Raw genomic sequence first — 22615 nt, 5'->3', positions numbered from 1 at the left:
CCCGAGTCCCTGGGTCGGATGCCATCAGGGCGTTACCTCCGTACGGTCAGTGGTGTGTAGGAGATCCCAGGCCAGGAGCCCGGCACCGAGACATCCGGCGGTGTCTCCGAGGGCTGCCGGCACGATGGCCGGCGTCTTCTGGAAGGTGACCCGCCGCCGGACGGCGTCCCGCAACGGTGTGAACAGCGTTTCCCCCGCCTCCGCCAACCCGCCACCGATGATCAGCGTGCGCGGGTCCAGCAGGGTGAGGGCGGTGACCAGGCCGTCGGCGAGGGCGTCGATGGCGTTCTGCCAGACGCGTACGGCGTTCGGGTCCCCGGACTCGACCGCCTTCGCGCAGTCCGCCGCATCCGCCTCCCCGTCCCCGGTGACCGCCGCCCACGCCTCGCTGACCGCCGCCGCCGACGCGTACCGCTCCAGGCAGCCGATCTGGCCGCACGGGCAGGGGGTGCCGCCGGGGCGTACGACGATGTGGCCGATCTCGCCGGCGAATCCGTGGGCGCCCGCCTCGACGCGGCCCGCGATGCCGATGGCGCCCGCGATGCCGGTGCCGAGGGGGACGAAGAGGAAGCGGTCGGCGCCCTGGCCGGCGCCGATCCGGCCCTCGGCGAGCCCGCCGGTGCGCACGTCGTGGCCGAGGGCGACCGGGACCCCGCCGAGCCGCGCGGCCAGCAGGTCGCGCAGGGGTACGTCCCGCCAGCCGAGGTTGGCGGAGTAGGCGGCGATGCCGGCCGGCTCGTCGACTATGCCGGGGACGGCGAGACCGGCCGCGGCGGCGGGTTCGCCCAGGTGCTCGGCGCCGTACGCGCGCAGGTCGGCGGCGAAGTCGAGGATGCCCTCGACGACCGCGTCGGGACCGCGCTCGCGCCCGGTCGCCCGGCGGGCCTGGTGGAGCAGTGCGCCGTCCGCGCCGACCAGGGCGGCCTTCATCCCGGTGCCGCCCACGTCGAGGGCGATGACATGTCTCACAGGGGACAGTGTGACGCCCCGACCCATGAGAGGTCTAGTCCACTTACGTGGTGTAGACCTATTGGGTCCTTTTATTGAACGGCGAGACAGCAGGGTGGGAGCAACAGCGGTGCAGCGGCGGCAAGAGCGCCAGGGGCGCAGGACAGGGACGATCGCGGTGGGCTCCGCGCTGGGCATGACGGCGGTACTCGCCGGCTGTGGCCTCACGGGAGACTCCGGGGACGTCACCCTGAGACTGGTCGCCGCGGAGTACGGCGACTCGACCGCCAACAGTTCGCGGAAGTACTGGGACCGCCTGGTCGAGGAGTACGAGCGCGACCACTCCGACGTGAAGATCGAGGTCAGCGTCTACTCCTGGAACGACGTCGACCGCAAGGTCAAGGAGATGGCCGACGCCGGCAAGGCGCCCGACATGGCGCAGATCGGCGCGTACGCCGACTACGCGGACGCCGGTCTGCTCTACCAGGCCGACGATCTGCTCTCCATCCGCACCCAGGCCGACTTCGCCGCGCAGTTCGCGACCGCGGGGCAGGTCAAGGACGTGCAGTACGGCATGCCGTTCGCCGCCTCCACGCGGCTGCTCTTCTACAACAAGACCCTCTTCAAGGAGGCCGGCCTCACCGCGCCGAAGACCTGGGCCCAGCTCGCGGCCGACGCGGCGGCCCTCAAGGAGCGGGGCGTGACCTACCCGTACGCCCTCCCGCTCGGGCCCGAGGAGGCGCAGGCCGAGACCATGCAGTGGGTGCTCAGCGGCGGGGGCGGCTACACCGACAGCTTCGGCAGCTACGCCCTCGACTCCGCCGAGAACATCGACACCTTCACCTGGCTCAAGGACGACCTCGTCGACAAGGGCCTGACCGGTCCCGTCGCGCCCGGCGAGCTCAACCGGGCCGCCGCCTTCTCGGCCTTCGCGGACGGTGACGTCGGCATGCTCAACGGCCACCCCTCGCTGATGAAGATCGCCGAGAAGAAGGGCGTGAAGTTCGGCATGGTGCCGATGCCCGGGGTGAACGGACAGACCAAGTACTCCATGGGCGTGGCCGACTGGATGACCGCCTTCAAGCAGGGCGGCCACGCCGAACAGGTCGGCGACTTCCTCGACTTCGTCTACAGCGAGAAGAACGTGCTGGCCTTCTCCCGCGAGTACGACCTGCTGCCGGTCACCAACTCCGCCTCCCAGGTGATGGCCACGGCCGACCAGGACACCGACCTCAAGCCGTTCCTCCAGGAGCTGCCGCAGTCCGAGCTCTACCCGGTCGGCAAGACCTCCTGGTCCACGGTCAGCGCGGCCGTCAAGAAGGACATAGGCAAGGCCGTCGCCCCCGGCGCCAGCCCCTCGACGGTCCTGGGCCGGCTGGAGTCGACGGCGGCCAAGGAGGACGGCAAGCAGTGACCGGGCGGGACCGGGGTAGGGCCTGCGTTGTCAGTGGCGGGGCCTACCGTTGGGGCCATGGAGCACGAGCAGCTGGGGGAGCGTGAGCGGGCCGTCCTCGCCCTGGAGCGCCGGGGGTTCACCGGCCCCGGCGCCAAGGAGCGGGCGATACGCGAGGAGCTGGGCCTGGCCCCGGTCCGCTACTACCAGCTGCTCAACGCCCTTCTGGACGACGAGCGGGCCCTCGCCCACGACCCGGTCACGGTGAACAGGCTGAGAAGGGTCAGGGACCGGCGCCGGTCGGAGCGCTGAGCCATGAGTGCGTGCGGCCCCGCCCGGTTAGGGTCACCGTATGGGCATCCCCGCGGACACGGACTCGACGCACTTCATGGAACCCCTGCCGACCCCGGCCACGCAGGCCGGCCGCGACGGACTCGCGGCGATCCTGCGGCGGCCGGCCCGGACGGTCGTCGGCCTCGACTTCGACGGCACCCTCGCCCCGATCGTGCCGGACCCCGAACAGGCCCGCGCCCACCCCGACGCGGTGCCCGCGCTGGCCGCGCTCGCGCCGCGGATCGCCTCCGTCGCCGTGATCACCGGCCGCCCGGCCGGCGTCGCGGTCCGGCACGGCGGCTTCGCGGGCGTGCCGGGCCTGGAGCACCTGGTCGTCCTCGGCCACTACGGCGCCGAGCGCTGGGACGCGGCCACCGGCGAGGTCACCGCCCCCGCCGCGCACCCCGGCGTGGCCGCCGTCCGCGCCGAGCTGCCCGGGTTCCTCGACGGCATCGGCGCCTGGCAGGGCACCTGGATCGAGGAGAAGGGCCGCGCGGTCGCCGTCCACACCCGCCGTGCCGCCGACCCCCAGGCCGCCTTCGAGGCCCTGCGCGAGCCCCTCACCGACCTCGCCACCCGCCACGGCCTCGTCGTCGAACCAGGCCGCCTGGTCCTGGAGTTGCGGCCCCCGGGCATGGACAAGGGCGTCGCCCTCCTCGACCACGTCCGCCGACTCTCCGCCGAGGCCGTCCTCTTCGCCGGCGACGACCTGGGCGACCTCCCCGCCTTCGCCGCCGTCGACAAACTCCGCTCCGACGGCGTCCCCGGCCTCCTGGTGTGCAGCGGCAGCGACGAGGTGACGGAACTCCGAGAGCGCGCGGACCTGGTCGTGGACGGCCCAGAAGGGGTCGTACGACTGCTGCGGGCGCTGGCGGCTCAGCTCGCCTGATCCCGCAGCGCCTCCAACTGCTCCAGGAACCACTGCGCCGGCGGCAGCGCGGTCGCCGCCGCCGCCAGCCTCTTCGTCCGCTCGGCCCGTTCCTCCACCGGCATCGACAACGCCTCGTGCAGCGCACGCGCCGTCCCGATGACGTCGTACGGGTTGACGACGATCGCGTCCTTGCCCAGCTCCTGGAACGCCCCCGCCTCTCGGGACAGCACCAGCGCGCACCCCTCGTCGGAGACGACCGGCACCTCCTTGGCGACGAGGTTCATGCCGTCCCGGATCGGGTTGACGAGGGCCACGTCCGCGAGGCGGTACGCGGCCAGGGAGCGGGCGAAGTCGTCCTTCACATGGAGGACCACCGGGGTCCAACCCGGCGTCCCGTAGAGGGAGTTGATCTCGTCCGCGACCCGCTGCACCTCGGCGGTGTAGTCCCGGTACACGGCGAGGTCCTGCCGCGAGGGGTAGGCGAAGGCCACGTGCACGACCCGCTCCCGCCACTCGGGGCGGTCGTCGAGCAGCTGCCGGTACGCCAGCAGCCCGCGCACGATGTTCTTCGACAGCTCGGTCCGGTCCACCCGGACCACCGTCTTCCGGCCCGCGCCGATCTCCTCGCGCAGGGCCCCCATCCGCTCCTCGACGTCCGCCTCGTGCGAGCGGGCGTGCAGGAACTCGGCGTCCGCACCGAGGCTGTGGACACCGATGAGCGTCCGGCGGGTGATCCGCTCCTGGTGGGAGGTCCCGTCCTTCCCCACGTGCTCGATGGCCCGCGGGGCGCCCGAGGGCCACGTGGAGAGCCAGCGATCGGTGTCGACCTCGCCCGCACAGTTCTGGAACGCCGTCGCCCAGCGCCAGGTCAGGAACGCCACCCGGTCCGCCCCGAGCATCCCCTCCATCAGCCGCGCCCGGATGTCGTCGGGCAGCATCCGGAAGTAGTCCACCGGCGCCCACGGCGTGTGCGAGAAGTGCCCGATGCGCAGATCGGGGCGGAGTTCGCGCAGCATCCCGGGCACCAGACACAGGTGGTAGTCCTGCACCAGCACCGCCGCACCCTCGGCCGCCTCTTCGGCCAGCGCCTCGGCGAACGCGCGGTTGTACGTCTCGTACGACGCCCACTGACGCCGGAACTCCGCGTCGAAGACCGGCTCCAGCGGCGTCTGGTACAGCATGTGGTGCACGAACCACAGCACCGAGTTGGCGATGCCGTTGTAGGCGTCCGCGTGCACGTCGGCCGGGATGTCCAGCATCCGCACGCCGTCCTCGCCGACCCCGCGCCGCACGGCCTCGCGGTCGCCGTCGGACAGCGCCGAGCACACCCACAGCGCGCCCGCGTCCGGCCCGATCGCGGACAGTCCGGAGACCAGCCCGCCGCCACCGCGCCGGGCGGCGAGCGAGCCGTCCTCCCGGACGTCGTAGGAGACCGGGCCGCGGTTGGACGCGACCAATACCTGGGCAGCGCCCTGCGTGGAAGCCGTGGAAGCCATACGCCACAACCTAGCCCGGCCCGGAAACGCTCAAACGTGCGGACGCCCCCACGTGGGTGCCGTATACGGGCCGTGATTCTCGCAGTACGCGCGGTTGCGGCCCATATGCGGCGTGGGTCAGGCGACCTTGCGCTGCGCGTACTCCGCGATCTCCACCATCGGCGGCCGCTCCTCCGTGTCCACGGAGTACGTACGCGGCTCGAAACCGTCCGCGCCCCGCTCGAACTGGGTCAGCGAGGGGCGGATCAGGTGCCCGCGGGCCAGCCGGAGCTGCGCGGTGCGGTAGATCGCGGCGGACATCCGGCCCAGCGCCTGCCCGTCCTGGTGCCGGTGCTTGCGCACGCCGACGTCCACCTGGGCCAGGGCGTCGAGGCCCACCAGGTGCAGGGCGTCGACCAGCATGCCCAGTTCGACGCCGTACCCGACCGGGAACGGCAGCTGTTCCAGCAGGCTGCGGCGGGCCGCGTACTCACCGCCCAGCGGCTGCACGAAGCCGGCCAGCTGGGGCCAGTGCATGTTCAGCAGCGGGCGGGCCATCAGCTCGGTGACCCGGCCGCCCTGGCCCGCGGCGCCGCCGAGCGGGCGGTCGTACATCGCCTTGACGAGGTCGACGCCGGGGTCGGTGAGCAGCGGGCCGACGATGCCGGAGACGAAGTCCGAGGAGAACTCCTTCAGGTCGGCGTCGATGAAGCAGACGATGTCCCCGGTGGTGACCAGGAGCGAGCGCCACAGCACCTCGCCCTTGCCGGGCACGGGCGGGATGTGCGGCAGTATGTCGTCGCGGTGGACGACCCGTGCCCCGGCCGCCGCGGCGACCTCGGACGTGCGGTCGGTGGATCCCGAGTCGACGACGACGATCTCGTCGACGAGCGGGACCTGCTGCATGAGGTCGTGACGGATGACGGCGACGATGTCGCCGACGGTCTCCTCCTCGTTGAGCGCGGGCAGCACGACACTGACCGACTGGCCCGTGCGGTGCTTCGCGGCCAGGATCTTGTGGAGCGGGCGATCGGTCACGGACCAGGAGCGGGTGCTCAGCCAACGCTCGACTTCGTTCAGCACAGTGCGCGGCTCCTCTGCGTTCTCTCGGCGATTGGATCTTCTGTGATCCATCTCGCGGTTCGGACGGCTAGCTCAACTGTCCTGGCCTTCGGTTACAGTCTTGAACAACGCTGATGACCATCGCATGTCGGGGGTCGGAGGCGCCCACAATCGCTCATACAACCGCATACCGCTCATCCAGAGGGGCAGAGGGATACGGCCCGATGAAGCCCCGGCAACCCTCCAGCCGGTCTCGTAGATCAGTGTTGATCGTTCCGCGAGGCTCCCGGCTAGGGAAGGTGCCAAATCCGTCTCGCGACGAGATGCGTCGCGAGGAAGATGAGGAGAAAGGGCCTCGCCTCCATGGCTGTGCAGACTGTTGCAAGCACCACCGACTCCACCGTAGACCTCGGCCCGGCCGCGGCGCTCTCCTGCCGTGAGTGCGGCCACCGGGTACCGCTCGGACCGGTCTTCGCGTGCGAGGAGTGTTTCGGCCCGCTCGAGATCGCGTACGACTTCTCGGCCTACGAAACCGAGGAGCTCCGCAAGCGGATCGAAGCGGGTCCCGCGAACATCTGGCGTTACGCGCCGCTGCTGCCGGTCCCCGCGGACGTGGCGACCAAGCCGAACATCAACCCCGGCTGGACCAAGCTCGTCCAGGCCGACAACCTCGCGCGCGAGCTGGGTGTCGACGCCGGCAAGCTCTTCGTGAAGGACGACTCCGGCAACCCGACGCACTCCTTCAAGGACCGCGTCGTGGCGCAGGCCATCGAAGCGGCGCGCGCCTTCGACTTCACCACCCTCTCCTGCTCCTCCACCGGCAACCTGGCCGGCGCGGTCGGCGCCGCCGCCGCGCGCGCCGGTTTCCGCTCGTGCGTGTTCATCCCGCACGACCTGGAGCAGGGCAAGATCGTCATGGCCGCGATCTACGGCGGCGAGCTCGTCGGCATCGAGGGCAACTACGACGACGTGAACCGTTTCTGCTCCGAGCTGATCGGCGACCCGGCCGGCGAGGGCTGGGGCTTCGTCAACGTCAACCTGCGGCCGTACTACGCGGAGGGTTCCAAGACCCTGGCCTACGAGATCTGCGAGCAGCTCGGCTGGCGGCTGCCCGACCAGCTGGTCGTGCCGATCGCCTCCGGCTCGCAGCTCACGAAGATCGACAAGGGGCTGCAGGAGCTGATCAAGCTCGGCCTCGTCGAGGACAAGCCGTACAAGATCTTCGGCGCGCAGGCCGAGGGGTGCTCGCCGGTGTCCGTGGCCTACAAGGCCGGTCACGACGTGGTCCGCCCCCAGAAGCCGAACACCATCGCCAAGTCGCTGGCCATCGGCAACCCGGCGGACGGACCGTACGTTCTCGACATCGCGCGCCGCACGGGCGGTGCGGTGGAGGACGTGAACGACGAGCAGGTGGTCGATGCGATCAAGCTGCTGGCCCGCACCGAGGGTATTTTCGCGGAGACGGCCGGTGGCGTGACGGTCGGCGTCGCGAAGAAGCTGATCGAGAACGGTCTGCTCGACCCGACCAGGACCACGGTCGTACTGAACACCGGCGACGGCCTGAAGACCCTGGACGCGGTGGCCGGCACCGGTCTGACCGCCACCATCCGCCCGAACCTCGACTCCTTCCGAGAGGCAGGCCTCGCATCATGAGCGTTTCCGTCCGTATCCCGACCATCCTGCGTCCCTACACGGGTGGCGAGGCAGAGGTGACGGCCGAGGGCGCGACCCTCGGCGAGGTCATCGCCGATCTGGAGAAGAACCACACCGGTATCGCCGCGCGCGTACTGGACGATCAGGGCAAGCTGCGGCGGTTCGTCAATGTGTACGTGAATGACGACGACGTGCGGTTCGAGCAGGGGCTGGAGACGGTGACCCCGGACGGTGCGGGTGTCTCGATCATCCCGGCCGTCGCGGGTGGCTGATCCCGGCCGGATCGTGGCTGATAATTACCGTCGGTAATAGCGATTACCGAGAGTTCATCCGATTGCCCCCTCCGTGAGAGAAGCGGAGGGGGCAATTCAGTGGGGTTGAGCGAGGTACAGTTGGGGAACGCGCCGCCGATCCACGGGTCGGCCTCCCCGGAAACCTGCTGCACGGGCGACAAGAAGTAGCCAAAGTAAGCAGGTTTTTTGTGTGTTTTGCGCCTTTTATGGAGCCCGACTTGCCCTGAATTTTAACGAATTCTCGGCAGATTCCCGACCGGTCGTGCCCTGAATTCTCGTCGGATTGACCTGTTGCAGACGGCAGTTGGACGGATACATTCGGCCGCGGTCGACGCGTTCCGGCGCACGCCCCCAATCCGTGGGGGGTGAGGTCTGACCCGGATCCACGAAGTGTGGATCTGTGCAAGGGCCAGTAATAGGGGAGTTAGGCATGGCTCAGGGCACCGTCAAGTGGTTCAACGCGGAGAAGGGGTACGGCTTCATCGCGGTCGACGGTGGTGCGGACGTCTTCGTCCATTACAGCGCCATTCAGATGGACGGCTACCGCACCCTGGAAGAGGGCCAGCGGGTCGAGTTCGAGATCTCGCAGGGTCAGAAGGGCCCGCAGGCCGACATGGTTCGCGTCACCGCCTGAACATTTCACATGGCGAGGGGTCCGCATCCGACAGGGTGCGGGCCCCTCGCCATGTCTGTGCGTGCCCTCGACGGCGCCCCGGCCGCCTGCCGATCCCCGAGAGCCGCTTGCACTCGCAGGGGGCGAGTGCTAATCATTGGCGTTAGCACTCTGAAGGTGAGAGTGACAAGAAGGACCGGGTCGGTGAGGCCCGCAGGCCGGGTGGGGCAAGGAACCACAGGGCATGCGAGCCGTCCGTCGCGGGCGCGGGCGCGGTCCGAAGGAATCACCCCCAGTCCTGGAGGGACCACTTCACATGGCCAAGATCATCGCGTTCGACGAGGAGGCGCGGCGCGGCCTCGAGCGCGGCATGAACCAGCTCGCGGACGCCGTGAAGGTGACGCTCGGCCCCAAGGGCCGCAACGTCGTCCTCGAGAAGAAGTGGGGCGCCCCCACGATCACCAACGATGGTGTCTCCATCGCCAAGGAGATCGAGCTCGAGGACCCGTACGAGAAGATCGGCGCCGAGCTGGTCAAGGAAGTCGCCAAGAAGACGGACGACGTCGCCGGTGACGGTACGACCACCGCGACCGTTCTGGCGCAGGCGCTGGTCCGTGAGGGCCTTCGCAACGTAGCCGCCGGTGCCAACCCGATGGCCCTCAAGCGCGGTATCGAGAAGGCCGTCGAGGCCGTCTCCGGTGCCCTCCTCGAGCAGGCCAAGGATGTCGAGACCAAGGAGCAGATCGCCTCCACGGCCTCCATCTCCGCCGCCGACACCCAGATCGGCGAGCTCATCGCCGAGGCGATGGACAAGGTCGGCAAGGAAGGCGTCATCACCGTCGAGGAGTCCCAGACCTTCGGTCTGGAGCTGGAGCTCACCGAGGGTATGCGCTTCGACAAGGGCTACATCTCGGCGTACTTCGCCACCGACATGGAGCGGATGGAGGCGTCGCTCGACGACCCCTACATCCTGATCGCCAACTCCAAGATCGGTTCCGTCAAGGACCTGCTCCCGCTCCTGGAGAAGGTCATGCAGTCGGGCAAGCCGCTGCTGATCATCGCCGAGGACGTCGAGGGCGAGGCCCTGTCGACCCTGGTCGTCAACAAGATCCGTGGCACCTTCAAGTCCGTCGCCGTCAAGGCTCCGGGCTTCGGTGACCGTCGCAAGGCCATGCTCGGCGACATCGCCATCCTCACGGGCGGCGAGGTCATCTCCGAGGAGGTCGGCCTCAAGCTGGAGAACGCGTCCCTGGACCTCCTGGGCCGTGCCCGCAAGGTCGTCATCACCAAGGACGAGACCACCATCGTCGACGGCGCCGGGTCCTCGGACCAGGTGGGCGGCCGGGTCAACCAGATCCGCGCCGAGATCGAGAACAGCGACTCGGACTACGACCGCGAGAAGCTCCAGGAGCGCCTGGCCAAGCTCGCCGGTGGCGTCGCCGTCATCAAGGCCGGTGCCGCGACCGAGGTCGAGCTCAAGGAGCGCAAGCACCGCATCGAGGACGCCGTGCGCAACGCCAAGGCGGCCGTCGAGGAGGGCATCGTCGCCGGTGGTGGCGTGGCCCTGCTGCAGGCCTCCGCGGTGTTCGAGAAGCTGGAGCTGACGGGTGACGAGGCGACCGGCGCCAACGCCGTGAAGCTCGCCCTGGAGGCCCCGCTCAAGCAGATCGCCGTCAACGGTGGTCTCGAGGGCGGCGTCGTGGTCGAGAAGGTCCGCAACCTGACCGTGGGTTGGGGTCTGAACGCGGCCACCGGCGAGTACGTCGACATGATCGCCGAGGGCATCATCGACCCGGCGAAGGTCACGCGTTCCGCTCTGCAGAACGCCGCGTCCATCGCCGCGCTGTTCCTCACCACCGAGGCCGTCATCGCCGACAAGCCGGAGAAGGCCGCCGCGCCGGCCGGCGGCGGCATGCCGGGCGGTGACATGGACTTCTGATCGACCGGTTCCGGTTGATCAACGTCCTTACGGAGGGCGGCACTTCCTGCTCCGGCAGGGGGTGCCGCCCTTCGGCGTGTCCGGGATCACAATGTGAGGTGCCGGCGGGGCGGAATGCGATGGCCGTCGCAGGCGTTGAACGTTGACCGACGTTCAATGCACGCGCACATACCATCCGGTACCCCAAGGAGTTCCCCCACGTGACCGCCTCCGCCTCCGCCTCCGCCTCCACGTCCGCCGCCTCCCGCGCGGCCGAGATCCTCTCCCGGCCGATCGCCCTGGGCGGCCTGACCGTCCCCAACCGCATCGTGATGGCGCCGATGACCCGCCAGTTCTCCCCGGGCGGCATCCCCGGCGAGGACGTGGCGTCGTACTACGCGCGCCGCGCCGCGGCCGGCGTCGGTCTCGTCGTCACCGAGGGCACGTACGTCGGACACGAGTCGGCCGGGCAGAGCGACCGCATCCCGCGGTTCCACGGCGAGGAGCAGCTGGCGGGCTGGGCGAAGGTCGCCGACGCGGTGCACGCGGCGGGCGGGCGGATCGTGCCGCAGCTGTGGCACATCGGCATGGTGCGCGAGCAGGGCCAGCCGCCGTACGCCGACGCCCCCGCGGTCGGCCCCTCGGGGCTGCGGATCGGCGCCACCGAGCCCACCGGCAAGGCGATGACCCAGGACGACCTGGACGACGTCATCGACGCGTTCGTCGAGGCCGCGGTCGCCGCCGAGCGGATCGGCTTCGACGGGGTCGAACTGCACGGCGCCCACGGCTATCTGCTCGACCAGTTCCTGTGGGCCGGCACCAACCGCCGTACCGACTCCTACGGCGGTGACCCGGTCGCCCGTACCAAGTTCGCGGCGGAGATCGTGGGGTCGGTCCGCGAGGCCGTGTCCCCCGACTTCCCGATCATCTTCCGCTACTCGCAGTGGAAGCAGGACGTCTACAAGGCCCGCCTGGCCGAGACCCCCGAGGAGCTGGAGTCGATCCTGGCGCCCCTCGCGGCGGCCGGCGCCGACGCCTTCCACGCCTCCACCCGCCGCTACTGGCTCCCCGAGTTCGACGGCTCCGACCTCAACCTCGCCGGCTGGACCAAGAAGCTCACCGGCAAGCCCGTCATCACCGTCGGCTCGGTCGGCCTCGACGGCGACTTCCTCAAGGGCTTCAAGGGCGAGGGCGCCCCGCTCAAGGGCATCGACGACCTGCTGGACGCCCTGGAGCGCGAGGAGTACGACATGGTCGCCGTCGGCCGCGCCCTGCTCCAGGACCCCGAGTGGGCGGCGAAGGTCCTCGCGGGTCGCTTCGACGAACTCAAGCCGTACGACGCGGCGGCCCTGAAGACCCTGAGCTGAGCGACCGGAGACCGGATCCGGGGCGGTGACCGCGGGAGGGCGCTCGGCTAGCGTTCCGTCGTATGCGGATCATCCATCTGTCCGACACGCATCTGGACCGCACCGACGCCCCCAACCGGCACGGTGTCAACGCGACCGAATCCCTCCGTCTCATGCTCGGCGAGCTGCGCCACCAGCGAGACGTCGACGCGGTCTTCGTCACCGGTGACATCGCCGATGACGGAGCCGTGGAGGCGTACACGACCGCCCGTGAGCTGATCACGGAGTTCGCGCGGCGGTGGGGCGCGCCGGTGTTCTTCACGACCGGGAACCACGACGAGCGCGAGGCGTTCGGCAAGGTGCTGGGGAGCGGGCATCTGGCGGCCGACGGTACCGAGCGGGCCGAGGCGGTCCTCGGGTCGGCGCGGGGCGAGCGGGCCGCCGTGAGCACGGTGGCCGGCCGGCGGGTCGTGACCTTGGACTCGTTGGTGCCGGGCAAGGTGCACGGATGGCTGGGGGACGAGCAACTCGACTGGCTGCGCGGGGTGTTGGCGACCCCGGCCGACCCCGCGCACGGCACGATCCTCGCCTTCCACCATCCGCCCCTCGCCCTGGACGTCGAGACGCAGCGCGTCTTCGGGCTGCGCGACCCGGACGCCCTCGCGGACGTCATCCGCGGCAGTGACGTCCGGGTCGTCCTCACCGGACACTTCCATCTCCAGCTCTTCGGGCTGCTGGCCGGGGTCCCGGTCTGGGTGACCCCCGGCGTGGTCAACCGCATCGACCTGACGACACCTTCCGGCACGGAACGCGCGGTGCGCGGCGCGTCCGCCTCGCTGGTCGAGCTGGGCGGCGCGACGGGCCCGATGTTCCACACCTTCCACGCCCGCGACCCCCGTGCCCACGAGACGGTGTACGAACTGGACCGGGAGCGGACGCGGGAGCTGATCGAGCGGTACGTCGGGGCCGAGGAGTCCCGCGACTCATGAGTGAGGAGCAGTCGATGACGACCAGCGAGCCCGCGGGGCTTGTCGTGCGGACCGCCGCCGGGGCGGTGCGTGGGCGGCGGGAGGACGGGCTCACCGTCTTCCGCGGTATTCCGTTCGCCGAACCCCCGGTGGGGGAGGCCCGGTTCGGGGCGCCGCGGCCCGTCCGGAGCTGGGACGGCACCCGGGAGGCGTACGCCTTCGGGCCGCCGCCTCCGCAGGAGTCGGGGATCCAGGGGTTCAAGGGCCCGGCGGCCGTCCCCACGGGCGACGACTGGCTGACGGTCAACGTCTGGACCCCGGACCCGGAGCCGGCCGCCCGGCGCCCGGTCATGGTCTGGATCTACGGCGGCGCCTACAAGCTCGGCCACGCGGGCAGTCCTGGCTACGACGCCCAGCACATCGCGCGCGAGGGCGACGTGGTCGTCGTCACCTTCAACTACCGCGTGGGCGTGGAGGGTTTCGCCCGCATCGAGGGAGCGCCCGCCAACCGCGGACTGCTCGACCAGGTGGCGGCCCTGGAGTGGGTACGGGACAACATCACGGCGTTCGGCGGGGACCCCGAACAGGTCACCGTCTTCGGGGAGTCGGCAGGGGCCGGGTCGGTGGCCTCGCTGCTCGCGATGCCGAGCGCGCGGGGCCTGTTCGGGCGGGCGATCGCGCAGAGCGTGCCCGGCACGTTCTTCTCCGACGAACTGGCCCGGGACATCGCCGCGGCCATCGCCGAGGAGGCGGGCCTGCGCCCCACGGCGGCCGACCTCTCCACCCTCGCCCCCCACCAACTCACCGTGCCCGGCGAGGCGTTGGGCCAGAAGATGCGCGCGTACGGGGAGCGGTGGGGCCAGGTCGCGGCGACGGCGACCCCCTTCTCACCGGTCGTCGACGGCGAGGTCCTCCCCGTCACCCCCTGGGAGGCCCTGGCGGCGGGCGCGGCCCGGGACGTGGACCTCCTCACCGGCCACAACCGCGACGAGTACCGCCTCTTCGCGGTCCTGGCCCAACTGTCCGGAACCGCGGCCGAGGTCGGCGACAAGCAGGCCGAGTGGGCCCTGCGGACCTACGCGCCCCGGCCGGACGGCGAGCGCTCCTACCGCGCCGCCTTCCCGGACGCCACACCCGTCGAACTCTTCGAACAGGTCTGGACGGACTGGCTGTTCGCCATGCCGACCCTGCACCTGGCCGAGGCCCAGCTCAAGGGCGGCGGCCGGGCCCACGTCTACGAACTGACCTGGCCGGCCCCCGGCGCCGACGGCATCTTCGGCGCCTGCCACGCCCTGGACATCCCGCTGCTGTTCGGCACGTACGCGGCGGACCTCGGCATCCTGCTGTTCGGGGGCGCGGAGGTGCCCGCGGAGGCCCGGGCCCTGTCCACCCGCTTCCGCTCCTCCTGGTCGGCGTTCGCGCGAGGCGGCGACCCGGGCTGGCCGGCGTACGACGGAGAACGGCGCCTGGTCCAGGTCCTGGACGCGGACCCGCAGGTCGTCCCGTACCCGGGGGAGAGCTCGCGCCGCCTCTGGGAGGGGTACGAGTTCGGGACGCTGGAGCTGCCCAAGTAGCGGGCGGCGCCTACAAGTTGCCCAGCGGCTCGATGTCGACCTTCACCGGTGTGCCCCACACCCGCAGCACCTCGTAGTCGGTGAACTCGTGCACGAGCCGGTACGCCATCGCGGCCCGGGGGGCGCGGCGCTGGGCGGTGAGATACAGCTCGGCCTCGTGCCGGTCCCGCCGTGGCGTACCGCACAGCTGCCACTCCTGCCCGTTCCACAGCTCCGGCAGCCAGCGCTCCTGGGGCTGCGGGCGGTCGGAGCGGACGCCGTAGCGGGAGGAGGCGGTGGTGTCGGCGCTCCTGGCCGGCATCGCGGGGCCGTTGAACTCGGCGCGGCGGGCGGAGCGGCGGCGGGTCTCGCAGAGCAGGCACAGGTCGTGGGCGTTCTCGTCGACCGGGCCGTTCGGATGCTCGGGGCAGCGGGTGGCGGGGGCGGCGCCGGTGACGCTCTCGTCCAGCAGGTCCAGGGCCCGGCGCAGATCGGCCCTGGCCTCGTGCAGCTTGGCGTCCGGGGTGTCGGTGGACAGCGCCTCGCCGTGCTCACCGAGGAGCCGGAGGGCGCGACCGAGGGCGGTGAGCTGGGCGTGGTTCACGGTGTGAGCCTTTCAAATGCGCACGGTTCAGGCCAACCTGCTGTCGTGGACCGGGCGGGTTCACCGGAGGTCTCGGACAACCACTGTTGCACTCGTGCCGCCCGAGCCGCCCAGCGACGAGGCGGACGACTTGGTCACACGGGGGTCTGCGCACCGGCCGTCGGGGCGCCGTCCGTCGTCGTGACCGCGGGCCTGAACAGCGCGTACGTGGCGAGAAAGCCCACCAGGTAGCCGGTCACGAGCCCGCCGCCGTAGACGGCCACCGTCAGGGCCGGGCCCCTGTTCCCCGCGAGCAGCGGGAACAGGGCCCAGCCCGACGGCCCGATCGCCGTCGCTCCCACCCGGTCGCCGAGCAGCGCGAAGAACCCGACGAAGGCACCCCCGGCCGCCCCGCCCGCGCAGGCGGTGAGAAACGGCCGCCCGAGGGGCAGCGAGACGCCGTAGACGAGGGGCTCCCCGATCCCCAACAGCCCGGCGGGCAGCGCGGACTTGATGGTCGTACGAAGGGAGACGTCGTGCCGCATCCGGACGTACACGGCCACCGCAGCACCCACCTGCCCCGCGCCCGCCATCGCCAGCAGCGGCAGCAGCACGGTGTAGCCCTGCTGCTCGATGAGCGTGGTGTGGACGGGGATCAGCGCCTGGTGCAGCCCCAGCATCACCAGCGGCAGGAACAGCCCGCCGAGGATCAGCCCCGCGAACGGTCCCGCCGTCTCCACCAGCCAATTCGCGCCCGTGCCGATGGCGGATGAGACCGCGCCGGCGGCGTACATCAGCCCGTAGAGCGTGGCCAGCCCGGCGAGCAGGACGGTCAGGGTCGGGGTGACCAGCACATCGAGGGTGGCCGGCACCCAGGTCCGGCACCACTTCTCGATGTACGTGGCGAGGAGCGCGGCGGCGAGCGCGCCGAGGACACCGCCCTGCCCGGGGGAGAGGGCGACCCCGAAGGCGGTCACCTTGGCCACGCCCGGACAGACGACGATCGCGGCGACGGCGCCGCCGAGCACGGGCGTACCGCCGAACTCCTTGGCGGTGTTGTGGCCGACGAACACGACGATCAGCGCCATGAACCCGGAGGCGACGGCGGCCAGGGCCGGGGTCACCCCTTCCAGCAGACCCAGGTTGAGGAGCAGTCCGTTGAACCCGGCGAGGATGCCGCAGCCGATCAGGGCGGGGATGAGGGGGACGAAGATGTTCGCGACGCGGCGCAGCAGGAGTCTGCCGGGGGTCGAGTTGCGTCTGCGCCGCTCCTCCTGAAACTCCGCGCCCCGCACGGCCAGTTCACTGGCAAGGCCCACCAGCTTCTCGAACTCGGGCGTCACCCGGGCCACCACTCCGGGCCCCAGCACGATCTGATACGTGTCGTCGTCCACGACCCCGAGCACCCCGGGCACCGCCCGCACCCCCTCCTCGTCCACGAGGGAAGGGTCGGCGAGCCCCAGCCGCAGCCGGGTCATGCAGTGGGCGACGGAGGTGACGTTGGCCGCTCCTCCGACGAGGGGGAGGAGCGCGGCGGCGAGATCCCGGGGGGTAGGCATCCCCCGAGAGTGCTGGTCAGCGGGGTGCCGCCGCCAGCGCGGCACGCAGATGTCCGCCGGACTCCTCCAGAAGGCGGGCGGCCGTCGGCCCGTCGACCCCGGCGAGGAGCGTCAGGATCGCGTTCTTCACCTCACCGTCGGTCGCCGCGAGCGCCCGCTCGATCTCCTCGTCCCCGGCACCGGTGGCCAGGGCGACGATCCGCCGGGAACGGGCCCGCAGCTTCTCGTTCGAGGCGCGTACGTCGACCATCAGGTTCCCGTACGTCTTGCCCAGCCGGATCATCGTGATCGTCGAGAGCATGTTGAGCACGAGCTTCTGGGCCGTCCCCGCCTTGAGCCGGGTCGACCCGGTGACCAGCTCGGGCCCCACGACCACCTCGATCCCGTGCTCGGCGGCGGTACCGAGCGCACTGCCCGCGTTGCAGGAGAGCCCGACGGTCAACGCACCGAGCCCACGGGCGTGTTCGACGGCGGCGATGGCGTACGGGGTCCGCCCGGAGGCGGAGATCCCGACGACGGTGTCGGCGGGGGCGAGTCCGAGAGCATCGAGATCGGCCCGAGCGAACTCGGCGGAGTCCTCGGCCCCTTCCACCGACGTCACCATGGCCTCGGGGCCCCCGGCGATGAGCCCGACGACCTCGTCCGGGTCGGTGTTGAAGGTGGGCGGACACTCGGAAGCGTCGAGCACCCCGAGCCGCCCGGCGGTACCGGCACCGACGTAGACGAGCCGCCCGCCGCCGGCCATCCGTTCGGCGATGGCATCAATGGCGGCGGCGATCTCGGGAAGCCGCCGGGCGACGGCGACGGGAACGGTCGTGTCCTCACCGTTCATGAGCCGGGCGATGTCGAGGGTGGGGAGGCGGTCGATATCGGCCAACTCCGGCCGAAACGCCTCGGTGGTCAGCGATTCCAACGCGGCGCGGAGATCACGGGGGTTGGAGGTGGAGGTCATGAGGAGCGGCTCTTTCAATCGTGCGGTGACGGAGAAGGTGCGGTCTAACGACGGTGCCGATGAGCCAGCGCTTCGTACGACGCGGCCAACGCCGGTGCCGCCGCCTCATAGGTCCGCTGTGCCACCCCCACGAACAGACAGTCCACGACGAGCAGCTGACTCGTCCGGGAGGACATCGCCGCGGGCCGCAACTCACTCTCCCGAGCAGTGGACGTCGTCAACACGTGATCCGCGTACTGAGCGACCGCCCCGTTGGGCCGCCCGGTGATCGCCACCGTCGTGGCCCCCCGCTCGAAGGCGACCCGCAACGGCTCGATGACATCCCCGGTGGACCCGGAATGCGTGATCGCGATGGCCACATCCCCGGCCCGAAGCTGCACGGCGTTGGTGACGGCAAGATGCGGATCACTGTGCGCGTGGGCTATGAGCCCTATCCGCAGCAACTTCTGCGTGAGGTCCTGGGCGACGAGCCCGGACGCACCGATCCCGTACACGTCGATCCGCCGAGCCGCCGCGGCCGCGGTGACGGCGGCCCCCAACTGCACCGTGTCCAGCCCCGCAGCGGTGTCCGCGAGGGTCTGCTGCTCGTCGTAGGCGAGCTTCGCCACGACGTCGGCGATGGGGTCGTCCACCGCGATGTCGGTCGTGATGGCGGGCGCGCGCCCGGACTGCTGCTGGGCGGCGAGGCCGGCGAGGGCGAGGCGCAGGTCGCGGTAGCCGGGGTAGCCGAGGATGCGGGCGGTGCGGACGACCGTCGCCTCGCTGGTGCCGGTGAGTTCGGCGAGGCCGGTGACCGTCAGGGCCGCGCAGCCCGCGGGGTCGTTCGCGACGGCCTCGGCGACGCGCTGCATCGAGCGGGTCATCGAGGGCGCGAGGGTGCGGACCTTGGCGGCGAGAGCGGCGGGAGCGGGCCCGGCACGGTCGGCGAAAATTTCCTTCACTTCCTGGGTCACGTATGAAAGATATTTTCGGCTCGGTGTCGCGGTCAAGAGTGCGCACAATAGGGGCATGAACCCCATCGACCCGCCGGAGATCGACCCCTTGGAGCAGGCGTTGCACGCGGCACGCGCCCTCGTGCTCGCCGATCTGGCCGCGGGCGCGGTCGCCGAGGCGGACGTGGTGTCCCTGGTCGAGGACTCCGTCGTGCAGCGGCGCTGGTGGGTCGAGCAGTGGCCGGAGGGCGTCGAGTACGTCGCCGGACTGGTCGCCCAGGACGTCCAGGACGCGCTTCTGGAGCGGTACGGCCGCTGGCCCCTGTGCCCGGTGTGCGGCGCGGGCGACCCCCACGCGCTGGAGGTCGAGCCGGAACTCGGCCCCGACCCGCACTGGGTCTGCCACCAGGCGGGCGTGAAGGTCGCGGCGGTCGGCACGCTGGGCCCGGCGACCGGTGGGATGCCGTCGTCATGAGGGCGCCCGGGACGGTCCGCGTGAGGGTTTCCGTGTCGGCCTGCGTGAGGCACCCGTGACGATCTACATCGACCCGCCGACCTGGCCCGGCCACGGCCGCATGTGGTCCCACCTCGTCAGCGACGTCTCGTACGACGAACTGCACGTGTTCGCCGACGCGTTGGGCGTGCCCAGGCGCGCCTTCGAGCGGGATCACTACGACCTGCCGTCGACTCGGTACGGGGACGCGGTGGGGGCGGGCGCGGTGGAGGTCAGCAGCCGGGAAGTGGTGCGGTTGCTGACGGAGGCGGGGCTGCGGCGGCCGAAGGGGCGGACGGCTCCGCCGGACAGGCCCTAGCGCAGTTCGAAGGCGAGCCCCTCCTCGTCCGCGCTCACGCGTGTGTACCCCACTCGCGAGACCACCGCCTGCGATGCCAGATTGTCCCCGTCGATCGTCGCGAGGAGGGCGTTCACGTCGTCCCGGGCCAGGGCCCACTGGGAGAGGGTGCGCAGGGCCTCGGTCGCGTAGCCGCGGCCGCGAGCGCCTTCGACGAGGTCGTAGCCGACCTCCGCGCGGCCGTCCTCGTCGGGGACGCCGTGGAAGCCCATGCCGCCGACCGCGAGGCCGTCCTCGCGGACGAGGACGAAGAGGCCGAACTCGGGCCGGTGCACACCGGCTTCGTAGGCCTTGAGGACCATCCCGGCCGCCTCGCGGGTGCCCGAATAGGGGCCGCCCACCACCCAGTTGAAGCCGCCGTCGCCGCCCGCCGCCAGGTCGGCGACGGCCGCGGGGGTGACGCCTTCGAGGGTGAGGCGGTCGGAGTGCAGGACCAGGTTGTTGTTCCAGCGCCATTCGGTGCGCAGGGAACGGCCGGGCAGGGCGATGCGGCCGGTGGCGTGCAGGAGCGTGCGCCACGGGTCGGGGTCGGGCTGGACGTGCGGGAAGATGCGCGTCACGACGAACTCGGCCAGTGCGGCCGGAGGTTGGTACGGCAGGCCGAGCCCCTCGGCGATGTCGTACGTGTGCACCAGCACCTCCGCCATCCCCATCGCGGCGAAGCCCTCGCGGTTGGCGCTGCGGAAGGGGTACGGATGGAAGGCGCGGACCTCGCGCGGGGTGGTGCGGAGCGTGGCGGCGAACAGGGCGCCCGTCGTCTCGATGACCTGCACGACGCCCGCGTTGTCGATGTCCTCCTCCGGCACCAGCTCGAAGGGCACGTAGGCGTCCTGCGCGCGTCCCGCCAACTGGCCGGCGTACGCGATCAGATCCTCGGCGATGTGGAACGCCGTGTGCCGGCAGTCCCACTCGAGACCACCGGCCGGCACCGACTCCCAGTCCCGGTCCAGCGCCATCCGCAGCGTCGCCGCACAGCCGGCGACGGCTTCTTCCACCCGTTCCACGCCCCATTCACGCATGGTTCGCAGATTAGGTGGCGGCATCCGTCGCGGTCGACAGCATTTCCAGCTCGGCGGCGAGGTTGTAGCGGGCCGTCGCCTCCCATTCGCGCAGGCCGTAGGGGGTGCGGAACAGCTGGGGAAGATCGAGGAGTTGGCGGAGGATCGCCGAACGGCCCGCCCTGAACGCCTCGTTCGGCACGAAGTGGTACTCCTCGCGGACCTCCGCCGTGTAGGCCGCGTACGCCGACGGGGGCGCCGCCAGGATCGCGAGGTCCGCGTCGGAGAGGACCGCGCCGTTCGCGTCGGCGGGCTCGGGGGCGTGCGTGACGGTCAGGCGGACCAGCCGGGCCACCTCGGCGGTCCCGTCCGGCGACACCCCGGCCTCGGCCAGCGCGCGCTCCGCGAGCCGCGCCGACCGCTCCTCGTTCTCCGAGCGGTCGGGCAGGTAGACCGCGTCGTGGAACCAGGCGGCCAGGCGTACGAGATCCGCGTCCTCGGCGTACTCCGCCAGTACGTCGATGCGGTCCAGGACCGCCGTGAGGTGCGTGAGCGTGTGGTAGCGGCGCTGCGGCTCCTGCCAGCGGGCCAGCAGGTCGTCGGCATAGGGAAGCGGGTCGGGGCCCGCGGCACGGGCGCCGTCCAGGGCACGGGACCAGCGCAGACGGAGGGCATCGAGGTCGGCCATGGCGCCATTGTCCCCGTTGTCCCGGTGACCTGGGAGCGGCGGTCGCCCTAGCGTGGGTGCCATGACTGATCCATACCAGGAACGGGACCCCGAACTCCCCGGCCGGCTGCTCGGCGTCGAGCGCGACCACCTCGTACCGCTGCTGCGGGTCCGGCCCGACACGGACTTCGCGCTGCCCACGGTCGGCTGTCCGGCGTGGACGGTGCGGGACGTGCTCGCGCACTGTGCGGCCGTGCTGACGCGGGTGGTGGAGAGCCGGTTCGAGCGGGGTGTCTTCTCCCCGGAGGCGAACGACCGGGACATCGCCGAGCGGGCCGAGTGGACGAACGCGCAGGTCGTCGACGAACTGGAGCGCGGGATGACCGAGGCCGGGCCGGTGATCGCCAAGGCCGGCGGGGTGCTGGACATGATCGCGCTGGGGGAGTGGGTGCACGCCGGTGACGTGCGCGAGGTCCTCGGGGCGCCGGGGGCGTACGCCGGGGCCGGGCTGCCGGACGCGCTCACCCTGCTGGTGCGCGTCACCCGGGAGCGGGAGCACCTGCCGCTGCACGCCGACCTCGACGACGTGGACGAGCCGCTGCGCCTGGGCGCCGTGACCGCGCCGCGCCCACCCGCGCGCTACATCGGCGAGGCCGCCACGCTCGTACGGCTCTACGCGGGGCGTCCGGTGCCGGCGGGCGGGTCGTACGAGCTGGCCGGCGCGGAGGAGGGGGAGCTGACGATCTTCGGGTGAGCGGTCAGGGGCTTGTCGTTGACCGGTCCGGGTCTTGCCGTGACCGGATTCAGGCGCTCGGCCCGACGACTTCACGTGACGAACGTGACAAGCGTGACGAGGGCGACGGGGCGATCTCGCGGTCCCCTGCCTGCCCGGCTACCCTGAGATTGGACTAGACCTGTAGCCGCTCCCAGGGGAACACGACGGAAGGGGTCCTATGAGCACGCGTGCAGTCCTGGAGGTGATCGCCCTCGACGTCGAGGACGCGGTCGCCGCCCAGGCCGGAGGCGCGGACCGCCTCGAACTGATCACCGACATGGCGGCCGACGGGCTCACCCCGTCGGTGCGGACCTTCGCCGGGATCCGGGCCTCCGTCGACATCGATCTGCGCGTGATGCTGCGACTCACCGACGGTTTCGCCGCCGGCCCCGCCGAGGACGTCGAGCGGCTGGTCCGGATCGCCCTGGAGATGCGGGACGCGGGCGCCGAGGAGTTCGTGCTCGGCTTCCTCGACGCCGGGGGCGCGGTGGACCTCGGGGTGGTGGAGCGGCTGGCCGGGGAGCTGGACGGGTGCCGGTGGACGTTCCACCGGGCCATCGACCACGCGGCCGACCGGGCCGCCCTGCGCAAGCAGCTCGCCGACCTGCCCGGCCTCGACACCTACCTCACCGCGGGGTCCGCCGCCGGGGTCGACGAGGGCCTGCCCACGCTGCTCGCCGAGGCGAGGCACCGCGGGGAGCCCGGGTACGAGCCCCAACTCCTCGTCGGCGGCGGCCTCCGCCTCGACCACGTGCCCCCACTGCTCGCCGCCGGCTTCGACGCCTTCCACATCGGCGGCGCGGCCCGCCCCACCGGCTGGGACGAGCCGGTGTCGACGACGGCGGTCGCGGAGTGGCGGGCGGTACTGGACG

At 71.4% G+C, this 22615-nt stretch carries 23 protein-coding genes and 1 riboswitch; of the genes, 14 read left to right on the top strand and 9 right to left on the bottom strand.

Features of this window, described 5'->3' with window-relative positions; genetic code table 11:
* Positions 1 to 24 precede the first annotated feature (24 nt).
* Positions 25 to 969 (bottom strand): ROK family protein, encoded by a 945-nt coding sequence (locus ACIQI8_RS34155; RefSeq protein ID WP_402359184.1) that lies wholly within the window; start codon positions 967 to 969, stop codon positions 25 to 27.
* Positions 970 to 1144: 175 nt separating this feature from the next.
* Here ACIQI8_RS34155 and ACIQI8_RS34150 point away from each other — a divergent pair, with 175 nt between their 5' ends.
* The 3 genes from ACIQI8_RS34150 to otsB are packed head-to-tail and all read left to right on the top strand — an operon-like array spanning position 1145 to position 3563.
* Complete coding sequence (locus ACIQI8_RS34150) at positions 1145 to 2362, top strand: extracellular solute-binding protein (protein WP_402359735.1); 1218 nt, start codon at positions 1145 to 1147, stop codon at positions 2360 to 2362.
* A gap of 57 nt (positions 2363 to 2419) precedes the next feature.
* On the top strand, positions 2420 to 2653 hold the full coding sequence (locus ACIQI8_RS34145) for a DUF3263 domain-containing protein (protein ID WP_402359181.1): 234 nt from the start codon (positions 2420 to 2422) through the stop codon (positions 2651 to 2653).
* Positions 2654 to 2693: 40 nt separating this feature from the next.
* Positions 2694 to 3563 (top strand): trehalose-phosphatase, encoded by an 870-nt coding sequence (gene otsB, locus ACIQI8_RS34140; protein WP_402359178.1) that lies wholly within the window; start codon positions 2694 to 2696, stop codon positions 3561 to 3563.
* Here the strand turns inward: otsB and ACIQI8_RS34135 are convergent.
* Both ACIQI8_RS34135 and ACIQI8_RS34130 read right to left on the bottom strand, forming a co-directional pair.
* On the bottom strand, positions 3551 to 5041 hold the full coding sequence (locus ACIQI8_RS34135; RefSeq protein WP_402359175.1) for a trehalose-6-phosphate synthase: 1491 nt from the start codon (positions 5039 to 5041) through the stop codon (positions 3551 to 3553). The genes otsB and ACIQI8_RS34135 overlap by 13 nt on opposite strands.
* A 117-nt stretch (positions 5042 to 5158) precedes the next feature.
* Entirely contained in the window at positions 5159 to 6103 is a 945-nt protein-coding gene (locus tag ACIQI8_RS34130; protein WP_401715885.1) for a glucosyl-3-phosphoglycerate synthase, read from the bottom strand.
* A gap of 170 nt (positions 6104 to 6273) precedes the next feature.
* Positions 6274 to 6428: riboswitch (SAM riboswitch) on the top strand.
* Positions 6429 to 6445: 17 nt separating this feature from the next.
* Between ACIQI8_RS34130 and thrC the strand changes: the two genes are divergently transcribed.
* From thrC to ACIQI8_RS34095, 7 genes are all read left to right on the top strand, one after another.
* The gene (gene thrC / locus ACIQI8_RS34125; RefSeq protein WP_402359172.1) at positions 6446 to 7735 is read left to right on the top strand and encodes a threonine synthase; all 1290 of its coding nucleotides are present in this window, start codon (positions 6446 to 6448) and stop codon (positions 7733 to 7735) included.
* A complete protein-coding gene (locus ACIQI8_RS34120; RefSeq protein ID WP_402359169.1) occupies positions 7732 to 8007 on the top strand; it encodes a MoaD/ThiS family protein in 276 nt (91 codons plus the stop codon). The genes thrC and ACIQI8_RS34120 overlap by 4 nt, the downstream gene beginning before the upstream one ends.
* 451 nt (positions 8008 to 8458) lie before the next feature.
* A complete protein-coding gene (locus ACIQI8_RS34115; protein ID WP_004986573.1) occupies positions 8459 to 8662 on the top strand; it encodes a cold-shock protein in 204 nt (67 codons plus the stop codon).
* 295 nt (positions 8663 to 8957) lie between these two features.
* Positions 8958 to 10580, top strand: coding sequence for a chaperonin GroEL (groL, locus tag ACIQI8_RS34110; protein WP_402359166.1), 1623 nt, complete (start codon positions 8958 to 8960; stop codon positions 10578 to 10580).
* A gap of 200 nt (positions 10581 to 10780) precedes the next feature.
* Complete coding sequence (locus tag ACIQI8_RS34105) at positions 10781 to 11926, top strand: NADH:flavin oxidoreductase (RefSeq protein WP_402359163.1); 1146 nt, start codon at positions 10781 to 10783, stop codon at positions 11924 to 11926.
* 62 nt (positions 11927 to 11988) lie between these two features.
* The gene (locus ACIQI8_RS34100; RefSeq protein ID WP_402359160.1) at positions 11989 to 12894 is read left to right on the top strand and encodes a metallophosphoesterase family protein; all 906 of its coding nucleotides are present in this window, start codon (positions 11989 to 11991) and stop codon (positions 12892 to 12894) included.
* Between the two features lie 14 nt (positions 12895 to 12908).
* The gene (locus ACIQI8_RS34095) at positions 12909 to 14447 is read left to right on the top strand and encodes a carboxylesterase/lipase family protein (protein WP_402359732.1); all 1539 of its coding nucleotides are present in this window, start codon (positions 12909 to 12911) and stop codon (positions 14445 to 14447) included.
* A 10-nt stretch (positions 14448 to 14457) separates the two neighbouring features.
* Here ACIQI8_RS34095 and ACIQI8_RS34090 read toward each other — a convergent pair whose 3' ends face one another.
* The 4 genes from ACIQI8_RS34090 to ACIQI8_RS34075 form a co-directional block, all read right to left on the bottom strand.
* Positions 14458 to 15030, bottom strand: coding sequence for a hypothetical protein (locus ACIQI8_RS34090; RefSeq protein ID WP_402359157.1), 573 nt, complete (start codon positions 15028 to 15030; stop codon positions 14458 to 14460).
* A 134-nt stretch (positions 15031 to 15164) separates the two neighbouring features.
* Positions 15165 to 16568 (bottom strand): PTS transporter subunit EIIC, encoded by a 1404-nt coding sequence (locus ACIQI8_RS34085; RefSeq protein WP_402359154.1) that lies wholly within the window; start codon positions 16566 to 16568, stop codon positions 15165 to 15167.
* Positions 16569 to 16584: 16 nt separating this feature from the next.
* Complete coding sequence (murQ, locus tag ACIQI8_RS34080; RefSeq protein WP_402359151.1) at positions 16585 to 17520, bottom strand: N-acetylmuramic acid 6-phosphate etherase; 936 nt, start codon at positions 17518 to 17520, stop codon at positions 16585 to 16587.
* Between the two features lie 44 nt (positions 17521 to 17564).
* Positions 17565 to 18473, bottom strand: coding sequence for a MurR/RpiR family transcriptional regulator (locus ACIQI8_RS34075; RefSeq protein ID WP_402359148.1), 909 nt, complete (start codon positions 18471 to 18473; stop codon positions 17565 to 17567).
* A 55-nt stretch (positions 18474 to 18528) separates the two neighbouring features.
* Between ACIQI8_RS34075 and ACIQI8_RS34070 the strand changes: the two genes are divergently transcribed.
* Positions 18529 to 18927, top strand: a complete 399-nt coding sequence (locus ACIQI8_RS34070; RefSeq protein WP_402359145.1) for a hypothetical protein — start codon at positions 18529 to 18531, stop codon at positions 18925 to 18927.
* 55 nt (positions 18928 to 18982) lie between these two features.
* The gene (locus ACIQI8_RS34065) at positions 18983 to 19264 is read left to right on the top strand and encodes a DUF4031 domain-containing protein (RefSeq protein WP_402359143.1); all 282 of its coding nucleotides are present in this window, start codon (positions 18983 to 18985) and stop codon (positions 19262 to 19264) included.
* Here ACIQI8_RS34065 and ACIQI8_RS34060 read toward each other — a convergent pair.
* Positions 19261 to 20322, bottom strand: a complete 1062-nt coding sequence (locus ACIQI8_RS34060; protein ID WP_402359140.1) for a GNAT family N-acetyltransferase — start codon at positions 20320 to 20322, stop codon at positions 19261 to 19263. The genes ACIQI8_RS34065 and ACIQI8_RS34060 overlap by 4 nt on opposite strands.
* 10 nt (positions 20323 to 20332) lie before the next feature.
* On the bottom strand, positions 20333 to 20989 hold the full coding sequence (locus ACIQI8_RS34055; protein ID WP_402359137.1) for a hypothetical protein: 657 nt from the start codon (positions 20987 to 20989) through the stop codon (positions 20333 to 20335).
* Between the two features lie 61 nt (positions 20990 to 21050).
* Between ACIQI8_RS34055 and ACIQI8_RS34050 the strand changes: the two genes are divergently transcribed.
* Both ACIQI8_RS34050 and ACIQI8_RS34045 read left to right on the top strand, forming a co-directional pair.
* On the top strand, positions 21051 to 21722 hold the full coding sequence (locus ACIQI8_RS34050) for a maleylpyruvate isomerase family mycothiol-dependent enzyme (RefSeq protein WP_402359134.1): 672 nt from the start codon (positions 21051 to 21053) through the stop codon (positions 21720 to 21722).
* Between the two features lie 199 nt (positions 21723 to 21921).
* Positions 21922 to 22615: copper homeostasis protein CutC (locus tag ACIQI8_RS34045; RefSeq protein ID WP_402359131.1), on the top strand; the 694-nt coding region annotated here is incomplete at its 3' end.

The organism is Streptomyces sp. NPDC092369, from assembly GCF_044755245.1.
Taxonomy (GTDB): domain Bacteria; phylum Actinomycetota; class Actinomycetes; order Streptomycetales; family Streptomycetaceae; genus Streptomyces.
This window is presented reverse-complemented; position numbering and strand designations above follow the sequence as displayed.

Excerpts from the sequence above, each read along its gene's own strand:
- ACIQI8_RS34060 (WP_402359140.1), bottom strand. The coding sequence starts at position 20,322 with ATGCGTGAATGGGGCGTGGAACGGGTGGAAGAAGCCGTCGCCGGCTGT.
- ACIQI8_RS34115 (WP_004986573.1), top strand. The coding sequence starts at position 8,459 with ATGGCTCAGGGCACCGTCAAGTGGTTCAACGCGGAGAAGGGGTACGGC.
- ACIQI8_RS34055 (WP_402359137.1), bottom strand. The coding sequence starts at position 20,989 with ATGGCCGACCTCGATGCCCTCCGTCTGCGCTGGTCCCGTGCCCTGGAC.
- ACIQI8_RS34100 (WP_402359160.1), top strand. The coding sequence starts at position 11,989 with ATGCGGATCATCCATCTGTCCGACACGCATCTGGACCGCACCGACGCC.
- ACIQI8_RS34070 (WP_402359145.1), top strand. The coding sequence starts at position 18,529 with ATGAACCCCATCGACCCGCCGGAGATCGACCCCTTGGAGCAGGCGTTG.
- ACIQI8_RS34085 (WP_402359154.1), bottom strand. The coding sequence starts at position 16,568 with ATGCCTACCCCCCGGGATCTCGCCGCCGCGCTCCTCCCCCTCGTCGGA.
- ACIQI8_RS34050 (WP_402359134.1), top strand. The coding sequence starts at position 21,051 with ATGACTGATCCATACCAGGAACGGGACCCCGAACTCCCCGGCCGGCTG.
- ACIQI8_RS34120 (WP_402359169.1), top strand. The coding sequence starts at position 7,732 with ATGAGCGTTTCCGTCCGTATCCCGACCATCCTGCGTCCCTACACGGGT.
- groL (WP_402359166.1), top strand. The coding sequence starts at position 8,958 with ATGGCCAAGATCATCGCGTTCGACGAGGAGGCGCGGCGCGGCCTCGAG.
- ACIQI8_RS34135 (WP_402359175.1), bottom strand. The coding sequence starts at position 5,041 with ATGGCTTCCACGGCTTCCACGCAGGGCGCTGCCCAGGTATTGGTCGCG.
- ACIQI8_RS34095 (WP_402359732.1), top strand. The coding sequence starts at position 12,909 with ATGACGACCAGCGAGCCCGCGGGGCTTGTCGTGCGGACCGCCGCCGGG.
- murQ (WP_402359151.1), bottom strand. The coding sequence starts at position 17,520 with ATGACCTCCACCTCCAACCCCCGTGATCTCCGCGCCGCGTTGGAATCG.
- otsB (WP_402359178.1), top strand. The coding sequence starts at position 2,694 with ATGGGCATCCCCGCGGACACGGACTCGACGCACTTCATGGAACCCCTG.
- ACIQI8_RS34150 (WP_402359735.1), top strand. The coding sequence starts at position 1,145 with ATGACGGCGGTACTCGCCGGCTGTGGCCTCACGGGAGACTCCGGGGAC.
- ACIQI8_RS34145 (WP_402359181.1), top strand. The coding sequence starts at position 2,420 with ATGGAGCACGAGCAGCTGGGGGAGCGTGAGCGGGCCGTCCTCGCCCTG.
- thrC (WP_402359172.1), top strand. The coding sequence starts at position 6,446 with ATGGCTGTGCAGACTGTTGCAAGCACCACCGACTCCACCGTAGACCTC.